The sequence below is a fragment of the Streptomyces tubbatahanensis genome (genome assembly GCF_022699385.1).
In the GTDB taxonomy this organism is placed as follows: domain Bacteria; phylum Actinomycetota; class Actinomycetes; order Streptomycetales; family Streptomycetaceae; genus Streptomyces; species Streptomyces diacarni.
Map to the genome: position 1 here is coordinate 6088146 of NZ_CP093846.1, position 19908 is coordinate 6108053.

Annotated in this window: 15 protein-coding genes and 1 pseudogene; 8 read left to right on the top strand and 8 right to left on the bottom strand. The window is 73.3% G+C overall.

The window, feature by feature from the left end; all coding sequences use genetic code 11:
- Positions 1-10 precede the first annotated feature (10 nt).
- The 4 genes and pseudogenes from MMF93_RS26190 to MMF93_RS26205 form a co-directional block, all read right to left on the bottom strand.
- Positions 11-1612 carry an alpha/beta hydrolase gene (locus tag MMF93_RS26190; protein WP_242755326.1) on the bottom strand — a complete coding sequence of 534 codons (1602 nt, stop codon included), beginning with the start codon at positions 1610-1612 and terminating at the stop codon, positions 11-13.
- A gap of 213 nt (positions 1613-1825) precedes the next feature.
- Positions 1826-3023, bottom strand: a pseudogene (locus MMF93_RS26195) (multinuclear nonheme iron-dependent oxidase).
- A 130-nt stretch (positions 3024-3153) separates the two neighbouring features.
- The gene (locus MMF93_RS26200; RefSeq protein ID WP_242755328.1) at positions 3154-4686 is read right to left on the bottom strand and encodes an ABC transporter substrate-binding protein; all 1533 of its coding nucleotides are present in this window, start codon (positions 4684-4686) and stop codon (positions 3154-3156) included.
- A 4-nt stretch (positions 4687-4690) separates the two neighbouring features.
- A complete protein-coding gene (locus MMF93_RS26205; RefSeq protein WP_242755330.1) occupies positions 4691-6802 on the bottom strand; it encodes a hypothetical protein in 2112 nt (703 codons plus the stop codon).
- Positions 6803-7049: 247 nt separating this feature from the next.
- On the opposite strand from MMF93_RS26205, the gene MMF93_RS26210 reads away from it, so the two are divergent.
- Positions 7050-7628 (top strand): hypothetical protein, encoded by a 579-nt coding sequence (locus MMF93_RS26210; RefSeq protein ID WP_242755332.1) that lies wholly within the window; start codon positions 7050-7052, stop codon positions 7626-7628.
- A 158-nt stretch (positions 7629-7786) separates the two neighbouring features.
- On the opposite strand, the gene MMF93_RS26215 is transcribed toward MMF93_RS26210, so the two are convergent.
- Both MMF93_RS26215 and MMF93_RS26220 read right to left on the bottom strand, forming a co-directional pair.
- On the bottom strand, positions 7787-9436 hold the full coding sequence (locus MMF93_RS26215) for a peptide MFS transporter (RefSeq protein WP_242755334.1): 1650 nt from the start codon (positions 9434-9436) through the stop codon (positions 7787-7789).
- 231 nt (positions 9437-9667) lie between these two features.
- Positions 9668-10414, bottom strand: coding sequence for a peptidyl-tRNA hydrolase (locus tag MMF93_RS26220; RefSeq protein ID WP_423835530.1), 747 nt, complete (start codon positions 10412-10414; stop codon positions 9668-9670).
- A 33-nt stretch (positions 10415-10447) separates the two neighbouring features.
- Between MMF93_RS26220 and MMF93_RS26225 the strand changes: the two genes are divergently transcribed.
- A complete protein-coding gene (locus MMF93_RS26225) occupies positions 10448-11371 on the top strand; it encodes an ATP-binding cassette domain-containing protein (RefSeq protein ID WP_242755336.1) in 924 nt (307 codons plus the stop codon).
- Positions 11368-12045, top strand: a complete 678-nt coding sequence (locus MMF93_RS26230) for an ABC transporter (RefSeq protein ID WP_242755337.1) — start codon at positions 11368-11370, stop codon at positions 12043-12045. Before MMF93_RS26225 ends, MMF93_RS26230 begins: the two co-directional genes overlap by 4 nt.
- Positions 12046-12084: 39 nt before the next feature.
- Here MMF93_RS26230 and MMF93_RS26235 read toward each other — a convergent pair whose 3' ends face one another.
- A complete protein-coding gene (locus MMF93_RS26235; protein WP_242755340.1) occupies positions 12085-13497 on the bottom strand; it encodes an alkaline phosphatase PhoX in 1413 nt (470 codons plus the stop codon).
- 119 nt (positions 13498-13616) lie between these two features.
- A complete protein-coding gene (gene zapE, locus MMF93_RS26240) occupies positions 13617-14774 on the bottom strand; it encodes a cell division protein ZapE (protein WP_242755342.1) in 1158 nt (385 codons plus the stop codon).
- 64 nt (positions 14775-14838) lie between these two features.
- Between zapE and MMF93_RS26245 the strand changes: the two genes are divergently transcribed.
- The 5 genes from MMF93_RS26245 (at position 14839) to MMF93_RS26265 (ending at position 19905) form a co-directional block, all read left to right on the top strand.
- A complete protein-coding gene (locus MMF93_RS26245) occupies positions 14839-15639 on the top strand; it encodes a pyrimidine reductase family protein (RefSeq protein ID WP_242755344.1) in 801 nt (266 codons plus the stop codon).
- Positions 15640-15718: 79 nt separating this feature from the next.
- Positions 15719-16189, top strand: coding sequence for an indole-3-glycerol phosphate synthase (locus MMF93_RS26250; RefSeq protein ID WP_242755345.1), 471 nt, complete (start codon positions 15719-15721; stop codon positions 16187-16189).
- 82 nt (positions 16190-16271) lie between these two features.
- Positions 16272-17684 carry a UDP-N-acetylmuramate--L-alanine ligase gene (murC, locus tag MMF93_RS26255; RefSeq protein ID WP_242755347.1) on the top strand — a complete coding sequence of 471 codons (1413 nt, stop codon included), beginning with the start codon at positions 16272-16274 and terminating at the stop codon, positions 17682-17684.
- A 20-nt stretch (positions 17685-17704) separates the two neighbouring features.
- Positions 17705-18118: a peptide-methionine (R)-S-oxide reductase MsrB gene (gene msrB / locus MMF93_RS26260; protein ID WP_242755349.1), complete on the top strand. Its 414-nt coding sequence runs from the start codon at positions 17705-17707 to the stop codon at positions 18116-18118.
- Between the two features lie 236 nt (positions 18119-18354).
- Complete coding sequence (locus MMF93_RS26265) at positions 18355-19905, top strand: MFS transporter (RefSeq protein ID WP_423835531.1); 1551 nt, start codon at positions 18355-18357, stop codon at positions 19903-19905.
- Positions 19906-19908 lie beyond the last annotated feature (3 nt).

A 19908-nucleotide genomic window follows, 5' to 3' on the forward strand; every position in this document is an offset into this window, starting at 1 on the left:
TCAGCCCCGCTCAGCGGGCGGCCCGGGTGTTGGAGGCCGGCTTGGTCCCCGCCCGGTGCCGCCCGCCGGGCTCCGGCTCGGGCCGGGCGGCGCACTCGGCGTGGAACCCGGGCGTCCTGCCCTCGAACAGGTACCGCTCCAGGTGCGCGTCGACACACGCGTTGCCGCCGCTCACGCCGTGGTTGCCCGCGCCCCTCTCCGTCACCAGCGAGGAGCCCGCGAGCCTGCGCCGGGTCTCCAGCGCCCCCTGGTACGGGGTGGCCGCGTCCCGGGTCGCGGCCACCAGCAGCACCTCGGGCAGCTCGCCCGGCCGTGTGCCCACCTTCACGGGGTGCGAGGGCCGGGTCTTCCAGTAGGCGCACGGCAGGTTCATCCAGGCGTTCTCCCAGGTGTTGAACGGGGCGACGGCCGCCGAGGCGGTGTTGTCCAGGTCCCAGCGGTCCCAGTCGCGCGGCCAGGGCGCGTCCTGGCACTCGACCGCGTTGTAGACGGCGTTGCCGTTCTCCTCGCCCTTCGCCGCCGCCTCCTCGGGCGCCGCCAGGCTCACCAGCGGCTTGTCGTCCCCGGCCGCGTACGCGGACAGCGCCCGTGCGTACGGTGCCCACAGCGCGTCCGCGTATCCGGTGTTCAAGAACGCGGCCACCAGCTCCTTCTGCCCCACCGTTCCGCCCGCGGGCTTCCGCCGCACCGCCGCCATGGCCGCGTCGAAGGCACGCTGGACCTCCTCGGCCGTCGCCCCGAGGTGGTAGGTGTCCCGGTGCCGCGCCACCCAGCTCTTCCAGTCGCCCCAGCGGCGCTCGAAGGCGCGGTTCTGCTCCAGGTTGGCCCGGTACCACACGCTGCCGGGCGAGGGGTCGACCACGCTGTCCAGCACCAGCCGGCCGACGTGCCCGGGGAAGAGCGTCGCGTACACCGAGCCGATGTAGGTCCCGTACGAGACACCCAGGTAACTCAGCTTCCGCTGCCCCAGCGCGGCGCGCACGACGTCCAGATCCCTGGCGTTGTTCGCCGTCGTGTAGTGCGGCAGCCGCTCGGGCTGCGCCTCGGCACAGCCTCTGGCGTAGGCGGCCGCCTTCTCCTTCATCTTCTCCTTGAACGCGTCCGAGGGGTGGCGCGGAGAGGGGTTCGGGCCCTTGGTGAACTCTCCAGGGTCCTGGCACGAGAGCGGATCGGACCGCCCGACCCCGCGCGGCGCGTACCCGATGAAGTCGTAGCGTTCGTTCAGCCGCTTCCACAGGCCGCCGAGGCTCGGATAGAGGGGGAAGCTCATGCCGCTTCCGCCGGGCCCGCCGGGGTTGTAGACGAGCGGCCCCAGCCGCTTTTCCGGTGTGCCCGTGGCCCGCGCCCTGCTGGCGGTCAGCGGGATCCGTGCACCGTCCGGCTCGCGGTAGTCGACCGGGACCTCGACCGTCCCGCACTCGACGGAATCGGGCAGGTGTTCCGCTTCGGGGCACCTGCCCCACTCGATCCCCGTCCGAGCCGCCTTCGCCGCGGCGGCGGCGACCCCGGCCGCCTCCGTCACGCCCCCGGCGGGCGCCGCCGACACAGGCGCGGCGGGCGTCACCGCCACGGCCAGCGCCGCCACCGTCGCCGTCATCACCGCTGCACGCACTGTGGGCTCCCTGGCGCTGGTCGCTGTCATTCCGTCAGCCGTGCCGTGCGGCACCGCTGTTCATATCGGATGCTCAGCCGCTCATACGCTCATGTAAAGCAACGCCCCCGGGTGTCGCCCACGACCCCTCGTACGGCCCCCCGGCCGGCCTCCCTGCGCCGAGCCGCGCCGCGGCGGCCGCCCGGTCCCCGCCCGGAGAGCGCAGGCGGGGCGTCACCGCGGTGCGGGCCCCAGCCGGGTCAGCCGCCACCGCTTCAGGCTCCTGCGCGCGCGGCGGGCGAGCCGCCCCTGCTCCAGCGCGAAGCCCGCGAAGTCGAGCGCGTCCCACCGGTGGTTGCCCGGCAGCGGACACCGCGTCGCGTACGCGTGGAACAGCCGCCGAAACACGTCCGCGCCGAGGATCTCGGGCAGCTCGGGCGCCACCTTGGCGACGATGTCGGCGCGCTTGGCCCGCAGCGCCCGCGCCTGGAGCTCCAGCCGCTCCGGGTCGAACCCGGCCGGTGCGGGCGCCCCCGCCACCAGGCAGGCGAGCAGCTCGGCCTGCGCGCGCCCCAGCCGCTCGCGCGCACCGTCCTCGCGCTCAGACACGCGCGGCCTCCACGACCCCGCGGATGGCGTCCAGCTCGGCCGCCAACCGCTCCACGGGAGGGAAGTTCTCATCCCGCTCCAGCAGGACCCCCGGCGGTACCGCCCTGGCGCACAGCGCTTCCAGCACCTGAAGCACGGGCCGGGTCACCGGGTGCCCGTGGCTGTCGTGCCAGACGCCGTCCCGCTCCACGCCCCCCGCCACGTGCACGTACGCGAGCGCTTCGAAGGGCAGCCGGTCCAGCGCCGCGCTGGGGTCCTCCCCGCGGTTGACGTGGTTGGTGTGCAGGTTCGCGACGTCGATCAGCAGCCGCACCCCGGTGCGCTCGACCAGTTCGGACAGGAAGGCGCCCTCGCTCATCTCCTCGTCGGGCCAGCCGAACAGCGCGGCGATGTTCTCCACGGCGAGCGGCACCGGCAGGCTGTCCTGCGCGATGCGCACGTTCTCGCACAGCACGTCCAGCGCGTCCCGCGTCCGGGGGACCGGCAGCAGGTGCCCGGCCTCCGTCGGCGGCAGGCCCGTGCCGGCGCCCCCGGCGCGGACGAAGGCGAGGTGCTCGGTGACCAGGGGAGCGCCGAGCACCTCGGCGCGCTCGGCGAGGGCGGCGAGCCGTCCCGGGTCGGGGCGCTGGGCACCCCCGAGGCCGAGCGCCACTCCGTGCGGCACGATCACCGTGCCGCGGGCCCGCAGCCGTCGCAGGGACTCCGGCAGATGCCCGGGGCAGATGTTCTCCGCGACGACCTCGACCCAGTCGATGTCCGGCAGCGCCTCGACGCCGTCGGCGATCTCGGGCCGCCAGCCGATCCCGGTACCCAGCCTCTCCATCCGCCGCTCCTCCCCTTGGCCGCGAGGGGACTTCTGCTCTCCCCGCGCCGGACCCAACCCCTGCGGGGCCTCCTTCAGAGCGAAACTTGAGGTTCCCGCCGCCCCGCCGCCCCGACTCCGCGGCCCGCGCTCAGCGCGCCTTGGAGGCATCGCGCTCCTTCTGGCCGTCGCCGGGGGGTGCCCCGCTGGGCGCGGAGACCTCGACGAACTCGGCGCGTTTGTTCTCCGTGAGCCGCAGTATCGGCACCGCCTTGTTGCGCGGATCGCCGTTGTTGCGGAACGACAGGAAGCCGCTGCCGCCGGGCACCCGCTGCTCCAGGTTCATCTTGTGGAACATGCGGCCCACCGACTCGCCGGTCACCTCGCCGCCCCACTGCGCGGCCATGCCGGCGCCGCGCGCGGCCGTGAGCACCGCGTCGTGGGCCATGATGGCCTGTCCGTCGTCGCGGGTGTCGTGCGGAAACCAGCGGTCCAGCTCGCCGCCGTCGCGGAACTTGGCGGCCGTCGCGGCCGAGACCGCGCGCTTGCCCGCCTCACTGCCCTGCCACATGTCCGGGTGCGCCAGCCCGGTGTAGAGCACCTCAACGCCGGTGTCGTAGGCGCGCTCCAGCTCGCGGCTGGTCAGGTTGCTGGTGTCGTCACCTGTGACGACGAGGAAGTCCTGCCGCGTGCAGGTGCGGTTGGCGAGTGCGTCGAGGAAGTGCGTGAGGTGGCGGCCGCGTCCGGCGAAGAAGACGACCTGTGGCTTCTGCTGGCACAGCTGGCCCGTCATGTGGCGCAGTTCGTTCTCCCAGCCGGTGCTCGCGGACGAGTCGAACGTCAGCTCCTCGTCCGCGACGATCCGGTGCTCGCCGCTCCCGTCGGCGAACGCCTCCTCGAAGGCGGGGCCGAGGGTGTTGGCGTAGCGGTTCGTCGGCGCGATGTCCTGCACCACCACGGCCGTGCGGTACTTCTCCCGGCGCAGGAAGGCCGCCGCGGCCCGCGCCTCGTCGGTGTTGGGCGGCGCGACGCGCACGAAACCGTCGATGCTGTGGAAGTCGGTGGCGGTCATCGTGCCGGCCACCATCGCGATCCGGTGCCGCGACAGGGCCCGCAGCGCCTCCTTGTTCTCCTTCGTGCTGGGGCCGAGTCCGGTGATGGCCACCAGCCGGTCGGGGGCGTCCCTGCGCTCGGCGAGCTGGTCGACGACGTCCCGCCAGTGCGCGGACTCACTGCCCGGGTTGACGATCAGCAGCCGGATTCTGGGCGAGCCCCGCAGGTCGCCCGCGTTGTGCCGGCGCTGCGCCAGGTAGGCCCCTTCCAGCTCGTGCCGCACCGACTCCTCGGAGTTGCTGTCCTTGTCGGTGAGCGTGAACGTCGTCATGTACGCCACGCTGACGTAGGGGGCGCCCTTCTTGGCCACGCGCTCGTTCTCCGCCTCGATCCGCCGGGAGACCTCCCGCAGATGCGGCGCGAAGACGTGCGAGCCGTCGCTGATCCCCACGCACTCCTGCTCACCGGGGCGGCTGCGGACGTCCTTCTTGACGACGCCGTCGGCGCAGCGTGTCTGCCGCTCCTGAACCCACTGGTAGGTGAGCGGCACCGCCACGCCGAGTACGGCGAGGGTGACCACCAGCGCGGCGACGCGCTTGACGATGTGGAGCGGCCAGGTGATCCGGAACACGCCTTCACCCTTCCTCTGCGCACGTCTGCGGATGGATCCAACTGCGGTAGCGGTCGGCCTCGTTGAGCAGGTGGAGGCTGTCGCTGCCGGCGTGCTCCTCGGACAGCCGCTCGAACCGGGCCGCCAGCGTCGGCCCGAGCCCCCGCTCGGGGTCGGTGAGCGGGTCGCTCCACAGCCAGCGGGCCACCAACAGGGCGCGCACCGCGGCTTCGATCCTGCTGCCCGCCGCGGGATCGTGGGTGAGCGGGCCCAAAACGTCGCGGTAGACCTTGTCCTTGGGCACCAGGTTGGGGGCCGCGGCCACGGCGTCGAGTTCGGCGACCCACCCGGGCGTGTCCACCTCGTCCAGGCGCCGCACCAAGAAGGCGGTGACCGCGCCGATCTGGTGCAGGGCCAGCCGGTGGTACATCGCGCGCAGCGGCTGCCCCTCGGCGGCGTGGTGATCGCTCATCCGCTGGTGCGCGGTGACCCACTCGGCGGGCCGTTCCGCGAGCTGCCACAGCAGCAGCCGACGCGGCCAGGGGTGCAACACGAGACGGCCGCTGCGCGGCCCGGGGGCGAGCAGGAACCCGGCGTGCGCCTTGCCGAACAGGGAACCGCCGGCCTGGACGCCCGCCGCATCGCCGCCGCCCGCGAGCACCCGGTACCCGACGGACAGGTCGGGCGTCGCGGCGCACATTGCCAGCGCCGTCCGTTCGGCGTCGTCGAAGTCGGCCAGCAGGGGGCCCAGCGCGACCTGCGCCAGCCCCGCACCCTCCAAGGCCGCGGGCGGTGGCTCGCGCCCGGTGCTGTGCGCTTCCCGGCGTTCGCGGTGCCGGCCCTGCGCGGGGTGTCCCGGCAGGGGCCTGTCCGGCAGGCGGCGCAGCCACAGTTCACGCTCGTGTCCGCCGCCCGACGGCAGGTCCGCCTGGTCGAGCAGCGTCAGCACTTGTTCCACGGCGCGGGGCAGCCCGCAGGTGAGGCGGTGCACGAACGGGGTGAGCGTCGCGTCGCGCCGGGGCCGGTCCGAGAGCTGGAAGTGCACCTCGTCCAGCGTCAGATCCCGCAGCCGCAGCGGATACCAGGCGGCGCCGTCCCCGCGCGGCCTGCGCCCGCGCCAGTCGTGAAGCGACGCGGCGTCGGGCGCGGAGGCGGACCAGCCCCACTGCTCGCCGGTGGACGAGCCCCACTCCGGCAGCCACCTGTGGACGCTGGCGACCACGGTGAGGGGATCGCCTGCCTCCGCCTCGGGACGGCCGGCGCGCCGGGCCGCGGTACGGGCGTCCTCGCGCGCCCTGACCAGCAGGTCGAGGAAGTGCCTTCCGTGACGCGTGTGGCAGCCGTCGAGCAGCAGCAGGTACGAGGGCGGCGCGAACGACAGCTCCGCGTTGCGCCGCAGGTCCTCCAGGAACGCCGCGCACAAAACGCGGTCGAGCGTTGCCGCCTCGGCCGAGGAGCCCCGGCGCCAGTGGTTGAGCTCGATCACCGCGTCCCACGGGTTGGAGCCGCCGGCCGACTGGTGTCCGGCGTACCAGCGCGCGCTCTCGGCGAACCGGTGCCGCGACAGCAGGCCCGAGACCATGCGGGCGCCCTCCCTGGCCGTGCCCTGGACCATGTCCTGGAACACCGCGGGGATACCGAGGGGGAGCCCCAGCGCCGACTGGCCGACCTGGAGGAAGCCGGACAGATAGTCGCCGTGCGCCGCGAAGGCGCTGTTCTCGAACGTACTCAGGCGGCGGTGGAGGTCCCGGCGCTGGTCCCGCCGTGAGACGGTGCTCAGATCACCGACGTCGGTGTCGGAGGCCAGCAGTCCGAGCGTCAGCCGGGGGAAGCGCGAGACCCGGTAGCGGGCGAGTTTCCGCTCCAGCTGCCGTGCGATCAGACCCAGCGCGTACCGGGGCCGCAGGGGCTGTTCGGAGCCGAAGTTGAGGTAGGCGAACGGCGCTCGGTCCGTACCGAACCGCGCCAGCAGCGCCCCGTGCGCCTCGCTCGCGCCCGCGCCGTGCGGCCCGAGCAGCACGACGAGGGGCCGCTCCGCCTCGGGCGGCAACTCCAGGCACTCGCCCACCAGCGGTACCAGTCCCGCGGGGCCCACGGGGCTGAATGGCCCCGCGCCCGGTGTGTACGCCTGTGTCATCTCCCGCACCCCGATCCCCCTCGCGCGCCCCCCGCGCGCGGCGCATTGCGCCCAGTGAGGAGGATGCCACCATCTGTGGCCAGCTGTCAGGGGTATGACAGACGCGGCAGAGGACCGGAGTTACTTTCCCCTCATAGGGCTTACAGTCCTTTCGGGTTGTTGACCCGCTTTTTCGGCTGTTCGGGTGATGTGCGGGCATAAAGGCGTTGTCAGAACACGCCAGCCCTCTACAGTGAGAGGTTTTCTCATGCCCCAGCTCAAGCCCCCGTCTCCCGGTGAGTCCTTCGATCTGGACGTCACCGCGAAGGGCGCACAGCTCAAGCTCGGAGAGCACACCTACACCGTCGACCTGACGGGTGACCTGCGCTTCGAGATCAGCAAGGCACCGGGCAAGAATCCGGCCGAAGCGGTCCGTGCGGCCGTGCCCCGCTTCCACCTCACCGGCACCCCGAACTCCGCCCGCGGTATGGCCGCGCAGGCCCTGCCCGGCCGGATCACCCTCGACAAGAAGGACACGGAGGTGAACCCGGACAACCTCATCAGCCTCACCTCGGGCTTCCCGCCGAAGCTCGAACAAGTCCTGTACCTCGACCTCGACGTCACGATCGAGAACCCGCCTCAGCAGGCACAGGTCAGGGCCGCGCAGGGCGAGCCCCTGGTACTGACGACGAAGAACCCCGGCAAGCTCGTCGGGCAGATGGACGCCTTCCCGCCCGACGGAGCGATGTACAAGTTGCAGAACCCGATCGATCTGGTCCTTCCCGACGACCCGGACACAACCATCGCCACAATCCAGAAGTTCCCGGTCAAGGTGGGCGGCCTCTGAGGAGCGTGGTGCCGGACGCAGACCGGATACGGCCGGCGCTCTCCGCCCGGCCGTGAGGGCAGGGCGCGCAGCGTGGGCCTTCTCCGCTCGGTTCGGGCGCGGAGAGGACCACGCACGCTCCTGCCCCGTCCTCGTCGTAGCCCGGCCGGCCGGCCGGGCTACTCCCGCCGTGGCCCGGGCTCCGCGGCGGGCTCCCCACCGCCGGTACGTGGGCCCTCGTCACCGGACGGGTGAGGCGCCGCACGCCGGGTGCCGGGCACGTGCGCGCCGGTGGGGTTCTGCCCGGCGGGCCCGGGCCGTCCCGAAGGGGCCTTCGCCGTACCGTCGTCCGGCGTGCCCACCCCGCGGTTGATCACGGGGGCCGCGGTGAGGAGCAGGAGGCCCACCGCGACACCGGCCCCGCCCACCACCGCGAAGTAACCTGCCGCATGCGCGCGGTCGTAGACTTGGACGACCTGCGCCGATATCCCCTGGGCCGCCGCGTTGGAGGCCAGCCACAACCCCATCATCCGGGTGGCGAACGCGGCAGGTGCCACCTGTGTTGTCACCGACAGGCCGATGGGGGAGAGCAGCAGTTCGCCGACGGTGAGGATCGCGAAACTGCCCAGCAGCCACAGCGGGTTGCTCTTGCCGGGCTGCATCGCGGGCAGGACGAGCAGTACGTAGGAGAGCCCGGCCAGTACCAGCCCGGAGCCGAACTTGACCGGCGCGGACGGGGCCCGCGGGCCCAACCGCACCCACAGCACCGCGAAGAGCGGCGTCAGCACGATGAGGACGAAGGAGCCGGTCGACTGGAACCAGGAGGAGGGGATCTCGAAGCCGAGAGCGTCCAGATCGGTGCTGTGGTCGGCGTACTGGGCGAGGACGCTGGCGCCCTGCTCCTGGATGAGCCAGAAGAAGACCGCCGCGACGAACAGGGGGAGGTAACCGCGTACCCGGCGCCGTTCGGCGGGCGTGGTCCGCCTGCTGCGGAGCATCATCGTGAAGTACCCGACCGGCAGGGCCACGGCCAGCACGCTGAGGAAGTCCACGACCCGCTCCACGGTCACCGCACCGGCCACCGCGGCCACGGTGGCCGGCGCGAGGAGGAGGGCGAGCGAGCCCGCGGTCAGCCACACGGCGCGCGGTGTGCCGTCCCCGGGCCGCTTGCGCAGGGGGTGGGGCGCGAGCAGGTCGGTGCTGCTCAGCTGCCGTCGGCCACGTGCGTAGACGAGCAGGCCGACTGCCATGCCCGCCGCCGCGAGCCCGAAACCGAGGTGGTAGTCGTAGCTTTGGCCGAGCCAGCCCACCAGGAGGGGGGCCAGTACCGCACCGACGCTGATGCCCATGTAGTAGAGGGAGAACCCGGCGTCGCGGCGTGTGTCTCCCGGCGCGTACAGCCTGCCGACCGACACGGAGACGTTGGGCTTGAGCAGGCCGGTGCCCACGACGATGAAGGCCATCGAGGTGAAGAGCGCCGTTTTCCCGAGGGGTGTGGCCAGGCACAGGTGCCCGCACATGATGAGGAGACCGCCCCACAGCGTGGCACGCCGCGCCCCCAGCAGCCGGTCGCTCACCCAGCCGCCGGCGATCGCCGCCATGTAGATGGCCGCGCCGTAGACCGCGATCAGCGAGCTGGCCGTTCCCTCGTCGATGCCGAGGCCGCCGTCGCGTACCTCCTCGTACATGTAGTACAGCAGGATGGCTCTCATCCCGTAGTACGAGAAGCGCTCCCATGCCTCCGTGAAGAAGAGCGTCGCCAGCCCCCGCGGGTGTCCGAGGAACCCGCGGCCTTCGGTGCTGCCGTCCTGCCGGTCGGGCGAAGCCATCCCGCTCCCTCGTCGCTCCTGTCCTGTCCGTGGGGACCTTCCCGTGGCCGCCCAGTGTTGGGGGCAACGGCCGCGTGAGCCAAGGGATGGGAGTGAAAAGTGTGGAGCGCGCTGCCGACCGGCTGTGCGGCGCCCGCCGACGGCGTGTACGGCGCACGCCGGCAGGCCTGCCTGGTGTCCGCTACGTCCGGCGCCCCGCGGGCTGCCGAGACGTCGGCGCGGGGCCGTGCGCTACTGCCGCGCTTCGCGCGGAAGGGGGGCCCATCGGCTGCCCCCCTCGACGGCGACGGTTTCCCCGGGGGCGATCTCGGTGAACCCGGCGTCCTGGACGACCGGGAGCCCGCCGGTGGTCAGGTCGTGCCAGTGCGCGGTGTCGTGTGCCGGGCGCACCGCGAGGGGGAAGCCCGCCTCGCGCCAGGCGGCCCGCGCGGCGGGATCCAGCCGCCACCAGGCGAGCTGCGCGCCGTGGCCCGCCTGCGCCATCGCCTTGCCCGCCGACATCTCAAGACCGGGGTTGAGCCACAGCACGGGTGTCCCGGTGTCCGGTGCGGGCAGAGGCCCGGTCTCCGCCAGGTCGGTGCCGGAGACCTGGAGCCGCGCCAGCTCCTTGGGCCAGCCGTCGAGCGGGACCGGCGGGAAGACGCGTACCTCGGCGCGCTCGCCGGTCACCGTCAGCCCGTCCAGCGCTTCCGTGCGCCGCCACTCGGCGCCCCGCGCCCGCCGCACCACCTTGCGGATCTGCCGGTCCTCCCAGCGCCGCACCCGCGTGTGCCACGCCCCCGTCTCCTCCACCGTGCGCGGATCGGACAGCAGCGCCAGTACCGCGCGGGCCGCCGTCTGGAGCGCGTCCGTGCGTGCGGGCGGGTCGGTGCGCTCGATGCGGACGACGAGGGGCAGGACGTAGCGGTCGGGCTCGGCGGCGGGCTGCTCGCGGGACGCGGCGGGCTCCGGGGAGGTCGCAGAGGGGGAATCGGTCACCTGGTCAGTCTGCCAGCGGCTAGCGTGGCCCCCATGAGCTGGGCTGTCACGCTGGACGCCGTGGGGCGCCGGTACCGGGTGGGCGGGACGTGGGTGCTGCGCGGCGTCGACCTGGAGGTGCGCGCGGGCACCCTGCTGCGCGTCGAAGGCGGCAACGGCACCGGCAAGTCCACCCTGCTTCGGCTGCTGGCCGGGATCGAGGCCCCGAGCGCGGGCCGGGTGCGGGGGCTGCCAGGGGCGCGCGGATACGTCCCCGAACGCTTCCCCGCCACCCTGCCGCTGACCGCTGCCGCATACGTCACCCACCTGGGACGCGTGCGCGGGCTGCGCGGGCGTGCGGCCGCCCGGGAGGGCGCGCGCTGGCTGGAGCGCCTCGGCGCGGGCCGGTACGCGGGCACGCGTATGCGGGAGCTGTCCAAGGGCAGCAGCCAGAAGGTGGCCGTGGCCCAGGCCCTCGTCGGGCGTCCTCCCCTGCTGGTGCTCGACGAGGCGTGGACCGGTCTCGACCAGCCGGCCCGCGCGGTCCTCGACGAGGTGGTGCGCGAGCGGGTCGCCGAGGGCGGAGCGGTGGTCTTCGTGGATCACGACCCCGCGCGACTGGCGGCGGAGGCGGACGCCGTCGTACGGGTCGCGGCGGGCGGCCGGGTGGAGAGGGCGCACCGCGTCCCGCGCTCTCGCGCGGGTGCCGAACCGCATCTGGGGGAGGCCCACTTCCGCATCGAGGCGCGGGGGACGCCGGGTGCCGGTGCGCCTGCCGGGCTGCCGCGCGGTGCCCGCTGCCGGGTGACCCCGGGCGGTGTGCTGTCCCTGACCGTGCCCGCCGCCGCCTCGGACGCGGCCCTGCGCACGCTGCTGGCGGCGCACCCGAGCTGGCACGTGCGCTCCGTACGGGAGCACGCCGCCCGCGGGGAGCACGCCGTGCAAGAGGGGAACTCCGGGGAGGCGGGACGGGGATGAGAGAGACACGCGCACTGACGCGCTACCAGCTCGCGGTACTCCTGCGCTCCCAGCGCTGGCTCGCGCCGCTGCTGCTGTACGCGGCGCTCCTGGCGGTCGGCGTGCGCGCGGGCGATCCGGTGCTGGACTCCCTCGGGTTCGCCGCCGCCGCGCTGCTGCCCACCGCGGTGTGGCTGGTGCGCGTCTGCGTGACGGCCGAGCCGGCCGCGGCCCGGCACTGCGCCGCGGCCGCCACGGGGCCCGGCCGCGCCCACCTCGGGGGTGTCGCGGCCGGTGCGGTGGCGGCCGCCGTGCTGGGAGCGGCGGCGGTGGGCCTCGTCACGGCGGTGAGCAGCCGGGGGAGCACGGACGGCGGGGACGCCGTCCCCGCCGCGTCCGCGGTGGTGGCCGGCGTGTGCGGGGTCCTCACGTGCGTGCTGGTGGGGACGGCCGTGGGCGTGTTGTGCAACCGCCCGCTGCTCAGGTCGCGGGGCTACGCGGTGGCGGCGTCCCTGCTGGGGACGGTCGCGGCTCTGGTGGCGGGCGCCTCGCCTGCGCGTGCGGCGGTCGCCGCGCTGTCCCGCGCCTCGGCGCGGGGAAGCGTGGACGTGCCGTGGGTGCCGCTGCTGTGCGCGCTGGGGGTGGCGGGGCTCGCCGCGTGCGCCGCCTGCGCCGTGGCGGCCCGCCGCCCGTGAGAGCCCGCCCCCGGGAACTTCCCCGGGGGCGGGACGGTGTCAGTGCCGCCAGGGGCCGGTCACCGCGAAGGTGGTGCCGGGCGTGTAGCAGTTGACGTACATGGTGCGTCCGTCGGGGGCGAAGGTGACGCCCGCGAACTCGCCCCACTCCGGCTCCTCGGGGGTGCCGATGTTCTGGGCGCCCCGCGCCATCGGGTAGACGGTGCCGTGCCGGGTGAGGCCGAAGACGTGCTGGGCGCCGGCGCCGTCCTCGCACACCATCAGGCCCCCGCTGGGCGCGAGGCAGATGTTGTCGGGCTCCTCGCCCGGCAGCTGCACGTCGGTGTCGGGGCCGAAGAGGATGACGAGCGTGAGGCGGCGGCGGCGCGGGTCGTACCGCCAGATCTGCCCGAAGTGGTCGCGCTGCGACCCCTCGGAGCTGCGCGCGTAGCTGGAGACGAAGTAGACGCAGGAGCCGCCCCAGTAGCAGCCCTCCAGCTTCTGGGCGTGGGTGATGCCGCCCTTGCCGAAGTCCTGGAAGCGGATGGGGGTTTCCTTGGCCACCGGGTCGGGAACCTCGACCCACTCGATGTTCTCGAAGGTGGTTCCCGTCTCGGTGACGGAGGACAGGTCGGCCACGCCGGGCACGCGCATGGCCTCCAGCGTGCCGCCCGCGTGCAGTGAGCCGTAACCGCCCCGGGGCTTGCGGGGCAGGAAGCGGTAGAAGAGGCCGAACGGCGCGTCGAAGGCGTCCTCGGTCTCGTAGACGACGCCGCTGTGCGGGTCGAAGGCGACGGCCTCGTGCTGGAAGCGGCCCATGTCCTTCAGCGGCTCGACCGAGGTGGGGCGACGGCTGTCGAAGCCGACCTCGAAGACGAAGCCGTGGTCCTTGGTGTAGCCCTCCTCGCCCGCGGTGAACTCGGTCTCCTCGCAGGTGAGCCAGGTGTCCCACAGGCTGGGGCCGCCCGCGCAGTTGGTGGAGGTGCCGGCGATGCCGACGCGTTCGGTCAGCACGTCGTTGTCGCCGTCCAGTTCGAGGACGGTGCAGCCGCCCTCGCCCTCGGGGTCGTAGGTCAGCCCCTCGACGGTGGGTACCGGGACGCGTGAGTCCTTGCGGTTCTCGTGGTTGCGGACGAGCCAGGTGTGTCCCTTCCCGTGGCCGTGTCCCTTGCCGTGGCCGTGGCCGTGGCCGTGGCGCGCGGGGAAGGCGGACATGCCGTCGCAGTTGCTGGGCACCTTGCCCTCACCGGAGCGGAGCCGGTCGCCCTCGGTGGACAGAACCTTGTAGCGGAAGCCTTCGGGCAGGTCGAGCAGTCCGTCGGGATCGGGGACGAGCGGGCCGTAACCCGCGCTGCCGCCGGTGGCCTGGGCCGCGGCGGTCCCTGTGAACAATTCCGAGAGCGCGCCGCTGAAGGCGACGGCCGCCCCAACGGCTCCGGTTCTTGCCAGCGCTTGGCGTCGTGTCGTGGGCATCGGGCACTCTCTCCTGTTGGCGGACAGGTGACCCGAGTGTGTGTACCACGCACGCCGAGGTGCCCACACCGCCCAGGACGCAACTGATTGCCGCGCGGCCGATTGCCGGGCACTGATTGCTACGCGTCCGCTTGCTGCGCGTCCGCTTGCTGCGCGTCCGCGAGCGCCTTGCCGTCCCGGGCGAGTGCGGTCAGCCGGGATATCGCCCGGAAGTACTTCTTGCGGTAGCCGCCCTGGAGCATGTCCTCGCTGAACAGCTGGTCGAACGGCACTCCGGCGGCGACGACGGGCACTTCGCGGTCGTAGAGCCGGTCGGCGAGCACCACCAGGCGCAGGGCCGTCGACTGGTCGGGCACCGGGGCCACGCCCGTGAGGCAGACCGCGTCGACGCCCTTGACCAGTTCGCCGTACCGGCTGGGGTGGACCCGGGAGAGGTGCCCGAGCAGGGTGGGGAAGGCGTCGAGGGAGGCGCCGGCGGTCCGCTGGGCGGTGCGGGTGACCTGGTCGTCGGTGTACGGCTGCGGCGCCTCGGGCAGCCCGCGGTGGCGGTAGTCCTCGCCGTCGATGCGCAGCGTGCGGAAGTGCGCGGACAGGCCCTGGATCTCGCGGAGGAAGTCGGCGGCCGCGAACCGCCCTTCGCCGAGCTTGCCCGGCAGGGTGTTCGAGGTGGCGGCCAGCGCCACGCCGTTGTCCACGAGCCGTGACAGCAGGCTGGAGACCAGCACCGTGTCGCCGGGGTCGTCCAGTTCGAACTCGTCGATGCACAGCAGCTGGTGTTCTGCCAGGGTGCGGACGGTCTGCTGGAAGCCGAGCGCGCCCACCAGGTTGGTCAGCTCCACGAAGGTGCCGAACGCCTTGCGCTCGGGCGCGGCCGGGGCCGCGTGCCACAGCGAGGCGAGCAGGTGCGTCTTGCCGACGCCGTACCCGCCGTCCAGGTAGACGCCGCGCGGGCCCTCGGGGGCCTGCTGCCTGGGCTCGCGCCGAAACCAGCGCCTGCGTGCGCCGGCCGTACGGCCCGCTCCGCCGCCGAGGCCCTCGGCGAACGCGCTCAGCACCTGGACGGCCTCGGTCTGGCTGGGCTGCGCGGGATCGGGAAGGTATGTGGCGAAGCGCACACCGTCGAAGCGCGGCGGCGGGACCATCTCGGCCACCAGCTGCTCCGCCGGAACGTGCGGCTCGCGGTCGGCGAGCGCGACGGGAGCCCCGTCCGCCGCGGCGCCGGCGGGGCCGCAGCCGGCTGGGGATATGTGGGCTTCGGTCGTTGACACGATTGTCATGCTAGTCGGCCGAGTGCGGGCGGTGTGCCGCCCGCCCGGCGTGCGCCGTGCCACACTGCGGCCCATGCGACGCCTGTTCCACCCGAGTACCGACCGCAGGACCGCTCCCCAGTGGAGCGTCGAGGAGATCGCCGAGGAGTACGCCTACCCGCCGCTGGGCGAGGGTTCCGGCGGTGCCGACTCCTGGCTGCGCGGCAACATGGTGGCCTCGCTGGACGGCGCCATCCACCACCAGGGCCGCTCCCAGCCGCTCTCGTGCGAGGCCGACATGCGGATCTTCGGGGTGCTGCGGGCACTGGCGGACGTCGTGGTCGTCGGCGCGCAGACCGTGCGGCAGGAGGGGTACCGCCCCGCGAAGCGGCGCTCGGGCTTCGCCGACCGCCGCGCCGCGCTGGGGCAGGCGCCGGTGCCCGCCATCGCCGTCGTCAGCGCGGGCCTGGAGCTGGACTTCACGCAGCCGCTGTTCACCGAGCCCGTCGTGCCGACGCTGCTGCTGACCGGGCGGGGCGCGCCCGAGGACCGGGTGGCGCGTGCCCGTGAGGCCGGCGCCGAGGTGGTCTTCGCGGGGGAGGGGGCGGCGGTGGACCCGGCGCGGGTGCCCGCGGCGCTGGCCGCGCGGGGCCTGCGGCGGCAGCTGACGGAGGGCGGCCCGAAGCTGTTGGGGGAGTTGGCCGACGCCCGGGTACTCGACGAGCTGTGCTTGTCGATCGCCCCGCGGATCGTGGCGGGCCCGGCTCCGCGGATCATGAACGGGCCCCTGCTGCCGGACCCGGACGAGTTCACGCTCGAAGGGGTGCTGGAGGAGGGCGGGTTCCTGTTCACGCGGTACCGCAGGGCGCGGACCGGCACGGATCGAGCGGAATGAGACGTTCCGCTTTTCGTCCTGCTGGGCAGACTGACAAGCGCAGGATGGTTTCTTTCCGACAGGAGAAGGGGCGCCCGTCGTGATCACGACAGTGCTGATGATCGAGAAGCCGCTGGTGCAGACCGACGTGGAGATGGTGACGACGCTGCACGGCGAGGAGCCCGTCTCCTTCGTCGTCCTCCTCCAGCCGCGCGGTGACCAGGACAGGTTGCTGCGGGCGCTGGACGACGTGGCCCTCGGGGAGCTGGACCAGGTCGTGCACGAGGGGGAGGAGCCCGAGGGCGGCGAGGCCGTCGGGCCCGCCGAACAGTTCCTCGAGCTCTCCCTCAAACGGCTCAGAGACGCGGGGTCGGAGGCGGTCGGGCAGATCGTCGACGAGCACCCTCTCGACGTCCTGAAGTCCGTCGCGGAGCAGACCCGCGCCGACGAGGTGATCGTCTTGACGGCCCCCCACCTGGTGGAGGAGTTCTTCCACCGGGACTGGGCCTCGCGGGCCCGGCACAAGGTGGGCGTGCCGGTGCTGAAGTTGTTCGCGCACAACGAGGAGTGAGGGCCGGCGTGGCGGCGGGGCCGTACCGCATAGGCTGGGCGCGTTCCGCAGTCCGTTGTTGAGCCAGCCAGGAGACGCACGTATGACCGCTGCCGTCACTCCCTCCCTCCCTCCCGCCATGGAGCGGCCGCACTTCATCGGGGTCGGTGGCGCGGGGATGTCCGGTATCGCGAAGATCCTGGCGGTGCGGGGGGCGCGGGTCGCGGGCAGCGACGCGCGGGAGTCCGCGACGGCTGACGCGCTGCGTGGTTTCGGCGTCACCGTGCACATCGGGCACGCCGCGGGTCACCTGGCGCCCGACGCGACCGTGGTCGTGGTCTCCAGCGCGATCCGGGAGGACAACCCGGAGATGGCCGAGGCCAGGCGGCGGGGCCTGCCGGTGCTGCACCGCGCCGACGCGCTCGCCGCGCTGATGGCGGGGCTGCGGCCGCTGGCCGTGGCCGGCACGCACGGGAAGACGACGACGACCTCGATGCTCGCCGTCAGCCTGGCCGATCTGGGCCTGGACCCCTCGTACGCGATCGGCGGCGATCTGGAGGGCCCCGGGTCGAACGCCCACCAGGGCACGGGCGAGATCTTCGTGGCGGAGGCGGACGAGAGCGACCGCAGCTTCCACAAGTACGCGCCCGAGGTGGCGATCGTGCTCAACGTCGAACTCGACCACCACGCGAACTACGCGTCCATGGAGGAGATCTACGAGTCCTTCGGCCTCTTCGCCGGGCGGATCGCGGAGGGCGGCACGCTCGTCGTCTCCGCCGACCACGAGGGCGCGCGGGAACTGACGCGCCGCCTGCGAACCGAGGGCGATAACACCCTCACGGTGCGTACGTACGGCGAGGCGGAGGACGCCGACGTGCGGGTCCTGCGGATCACCCCGAAGGGGCTGACCAGCGAGGTCGCCGTGGTGCTCGACGGCGAGGAGCTGACCTTCGGCGTCTCGGTCCCCGGCAGGCACTACGCGCTCAACGCGGTGGCCGCGCTCACGGCGGGCGCGGCGCTCGGCGTGCCGGCGGGCGACCTTTCGCGGGCGCTGGGCTCCTACACGGGCGTCAAGCGCAGGCTCCAGCTCAAGGGGCTCACCGGCGGCGTGCAGGTGATCGACTCCTACGCCCACCACCCCACCGAGATGGCCGCCGACCTGGAGGCCATCCGCGGCGGCGCGGGGGAGGGGCGGGTCCTGGTCGTCTTCCAGCCGCACCTCTTCAGCCGCACCCAGGAGCTCGGCAAGGAGATGGGCGAGGCGCTCGCGCTGGCCGACGGGTCGGTCGTGCTGCCGGTCTACCCGGCGCGCGAGGACCCGATCCCGGGCGTCACCAGCGCGCTGATCACCGACGCGGCGCAGGCGGCGGGGGCCGCGGTGCGCGGGGTCGAAGCGCCCGAGGACGCGGTGGCCGCCGTGGCGGGAATGGCGGAGTCCGGTGATCTCGTTCTCACCATGGGGGCCGGGGACGTCACCGAGCTGGGGCCCCGGATCCTCGCCAAGCTGGCAGAGTGAGCACCGAGGAGCGAGCCGAGATGGCATACGAAGTCGACAGGACCGACGAGCAGTGGCGGGCGGAGCTGACGCCCGAGGAGTACCACGTGCTGCGCGAGGCCGGTACGGAGCGGCCGTTCACCGGCGAGTACAACGACACGAAGACGACCGGCGTGTACGAGTGCCGGGGGTGCGGTGCCGAGCTGTTCCGCTCCGACACCAAGTTCGCCTCCCACTGCGGCTGGACCAGCTTCTACGACCCCGCGCAGAGCGAGGCCGTCGAGCTGCTGACCGACCGCTCCCTGGGCATGGCCCGCACCGAGGTCCGCTGCGCCCGCTGCGGCTCCCACCTCGGACACGTCTTCGAGGGGGAGGGCTACCCGACCCCCACGGACCAGCGCTACTGCATCAACTCGGTCTCGCTGAAGCTGGTCCCGCGCGAGAGCACCGACTGAGGTACCGCACAGCCCTCCCGCCGAGGGGTGCCGCGCACTGTCACCCGCCGAGGCGCACCGCGAGACCGCGGGAGGGCGGTGCGCGGCGCGGCGCGAGAAACGCGCGGGGGCGCGTTGTGTGCCTCGTCTCTCCCGTCGGAATACGGGACGGCCCCCGGCAGTTCATTTGTACGCTGCACGTGAGTGGTAGACAGCGGAACGTACACAGCAGAAGAGCGAGAGGGCGGGGTCGACGCGTGGGGGAGAGCGTGGGAGCGAGTGCCGGGGCGCACATACGCACCGAGGGGGAAGCCGGGGCCCGGGGCCCGGGAGGCGGACGGTGGCTGGTGCCTGTCCTGGCGTTCGGCGGGATCTCCGTCGCCGTCATGCAGACGCTCATCGTGCCGGTCGTCGCCCAACTGCCCACCCTGCTGGACACGTCCACATCCAACGCCTCGTGGGTGATCACCTCCACGCTGCTGTCGGGCGCTGTCGCGACGCCGATCATGGGGCGCCTCGGTGACCTGTACGGCAAGCGGCGGATCGTGCTCCTCAGCCTCGGACTGATGGTCCTCGGCTCGCTGATCTGCGCCTTCACCTCCGCGCTGGTGCCGATGGTGGCCGGGCGGGCCGTGCAGGGCTTCGCCATGGGAGCCATCCCGCTGGGCATCAGCATCATGCGGGACGAGCTGCCACCCGAGCGGCTGGGCTCCGCCATGGCGTTCATGAGCTCCTCGCTCGGTGTGGGCGGCGCGCTGGGGATGCCGCTGGCCGCCTGGATCGCCCAGTACACCGACTGGCACGTGCTGTTCTTCGGCGCCGCGGGCATCGGCGTGGTGGCCATGGTGCTGGTCTTCCTCCTGGTGCCCGAGTCCCCGCTGCGGACCCCGGGCAGGTTCGACGTACTGGGCACCCTGGGACTCACCGCCGGTCTGGTGACCCTGCTGCTGCCCATCTCCAAGGGCGGCGACTGGGGCTGGGGCAGCCCGACGGTGCTCGGCCTGTGGGGCGCCTCCGCGCTGATCTTCCTGGCGTGGGGCCTGCTGGAACTGCGCATCAAGGACCCGCTCGTGGACCTGCGGACCACGGTCCGCCGCCAGGTCCTGCTGACCAACCTGGCCTCGATCATGGTCGGGCTGGCCTTCTACGCGCTCACCCTCGTGCTGCCCCAGATCCTCCAGCTGCCCGCCGCCACCGGCTACGGGCTGGGCCAGTCGATGGTCGTCTCCGGGCTGTGCGTGGCGCCCATGGGCGTCGCGATGATGCTCGTCTCCTCGCTGTCGGCGCGGCTGTCCCAGGCGCGGGGGCCCAAGGTGTCGCTGATGACCGGCCTGGTGATCCTCGCCGCCTCCTACCTGCTGGGCACGGTGCTGCTGAGCGCCGTGTGGCAGACCGTGCTGCTGTCCGTGCTGATCGGCGTCGGCATCGGCATCGCCTACTCCGCGATGCCCGCGCTCATCCTCGGCGCCGTGGACCCGTCCGAGTCCGGCGCGGCCAACGGGCTGAACACGCTGATGCGGTCGATCGGCACCTCGACGTCGAGCGCCGTGGTCGGCGTCGTCCTCGCCCGTATGAGCAGCCCGCTCGGTGCGGCACGCGTGCCCAACCTGGACGGCTTCCGCACCGCGTTCCTCATCGCCTCGGGAGCCGCGCTCCTCGGCCTGCTGATCGCGGCGTTCCTGCCGTCGTCCGCGACGAAGCGCGCGCCGGGTGCGGCGGCCCACGGCGACCTGTCCGACCCGCACCTGGTGCAGCGCGGCGGTCCGGGTGCGGACGAGGAGCCCCACAGGGCGGCCGTTCCCCGGTGACCT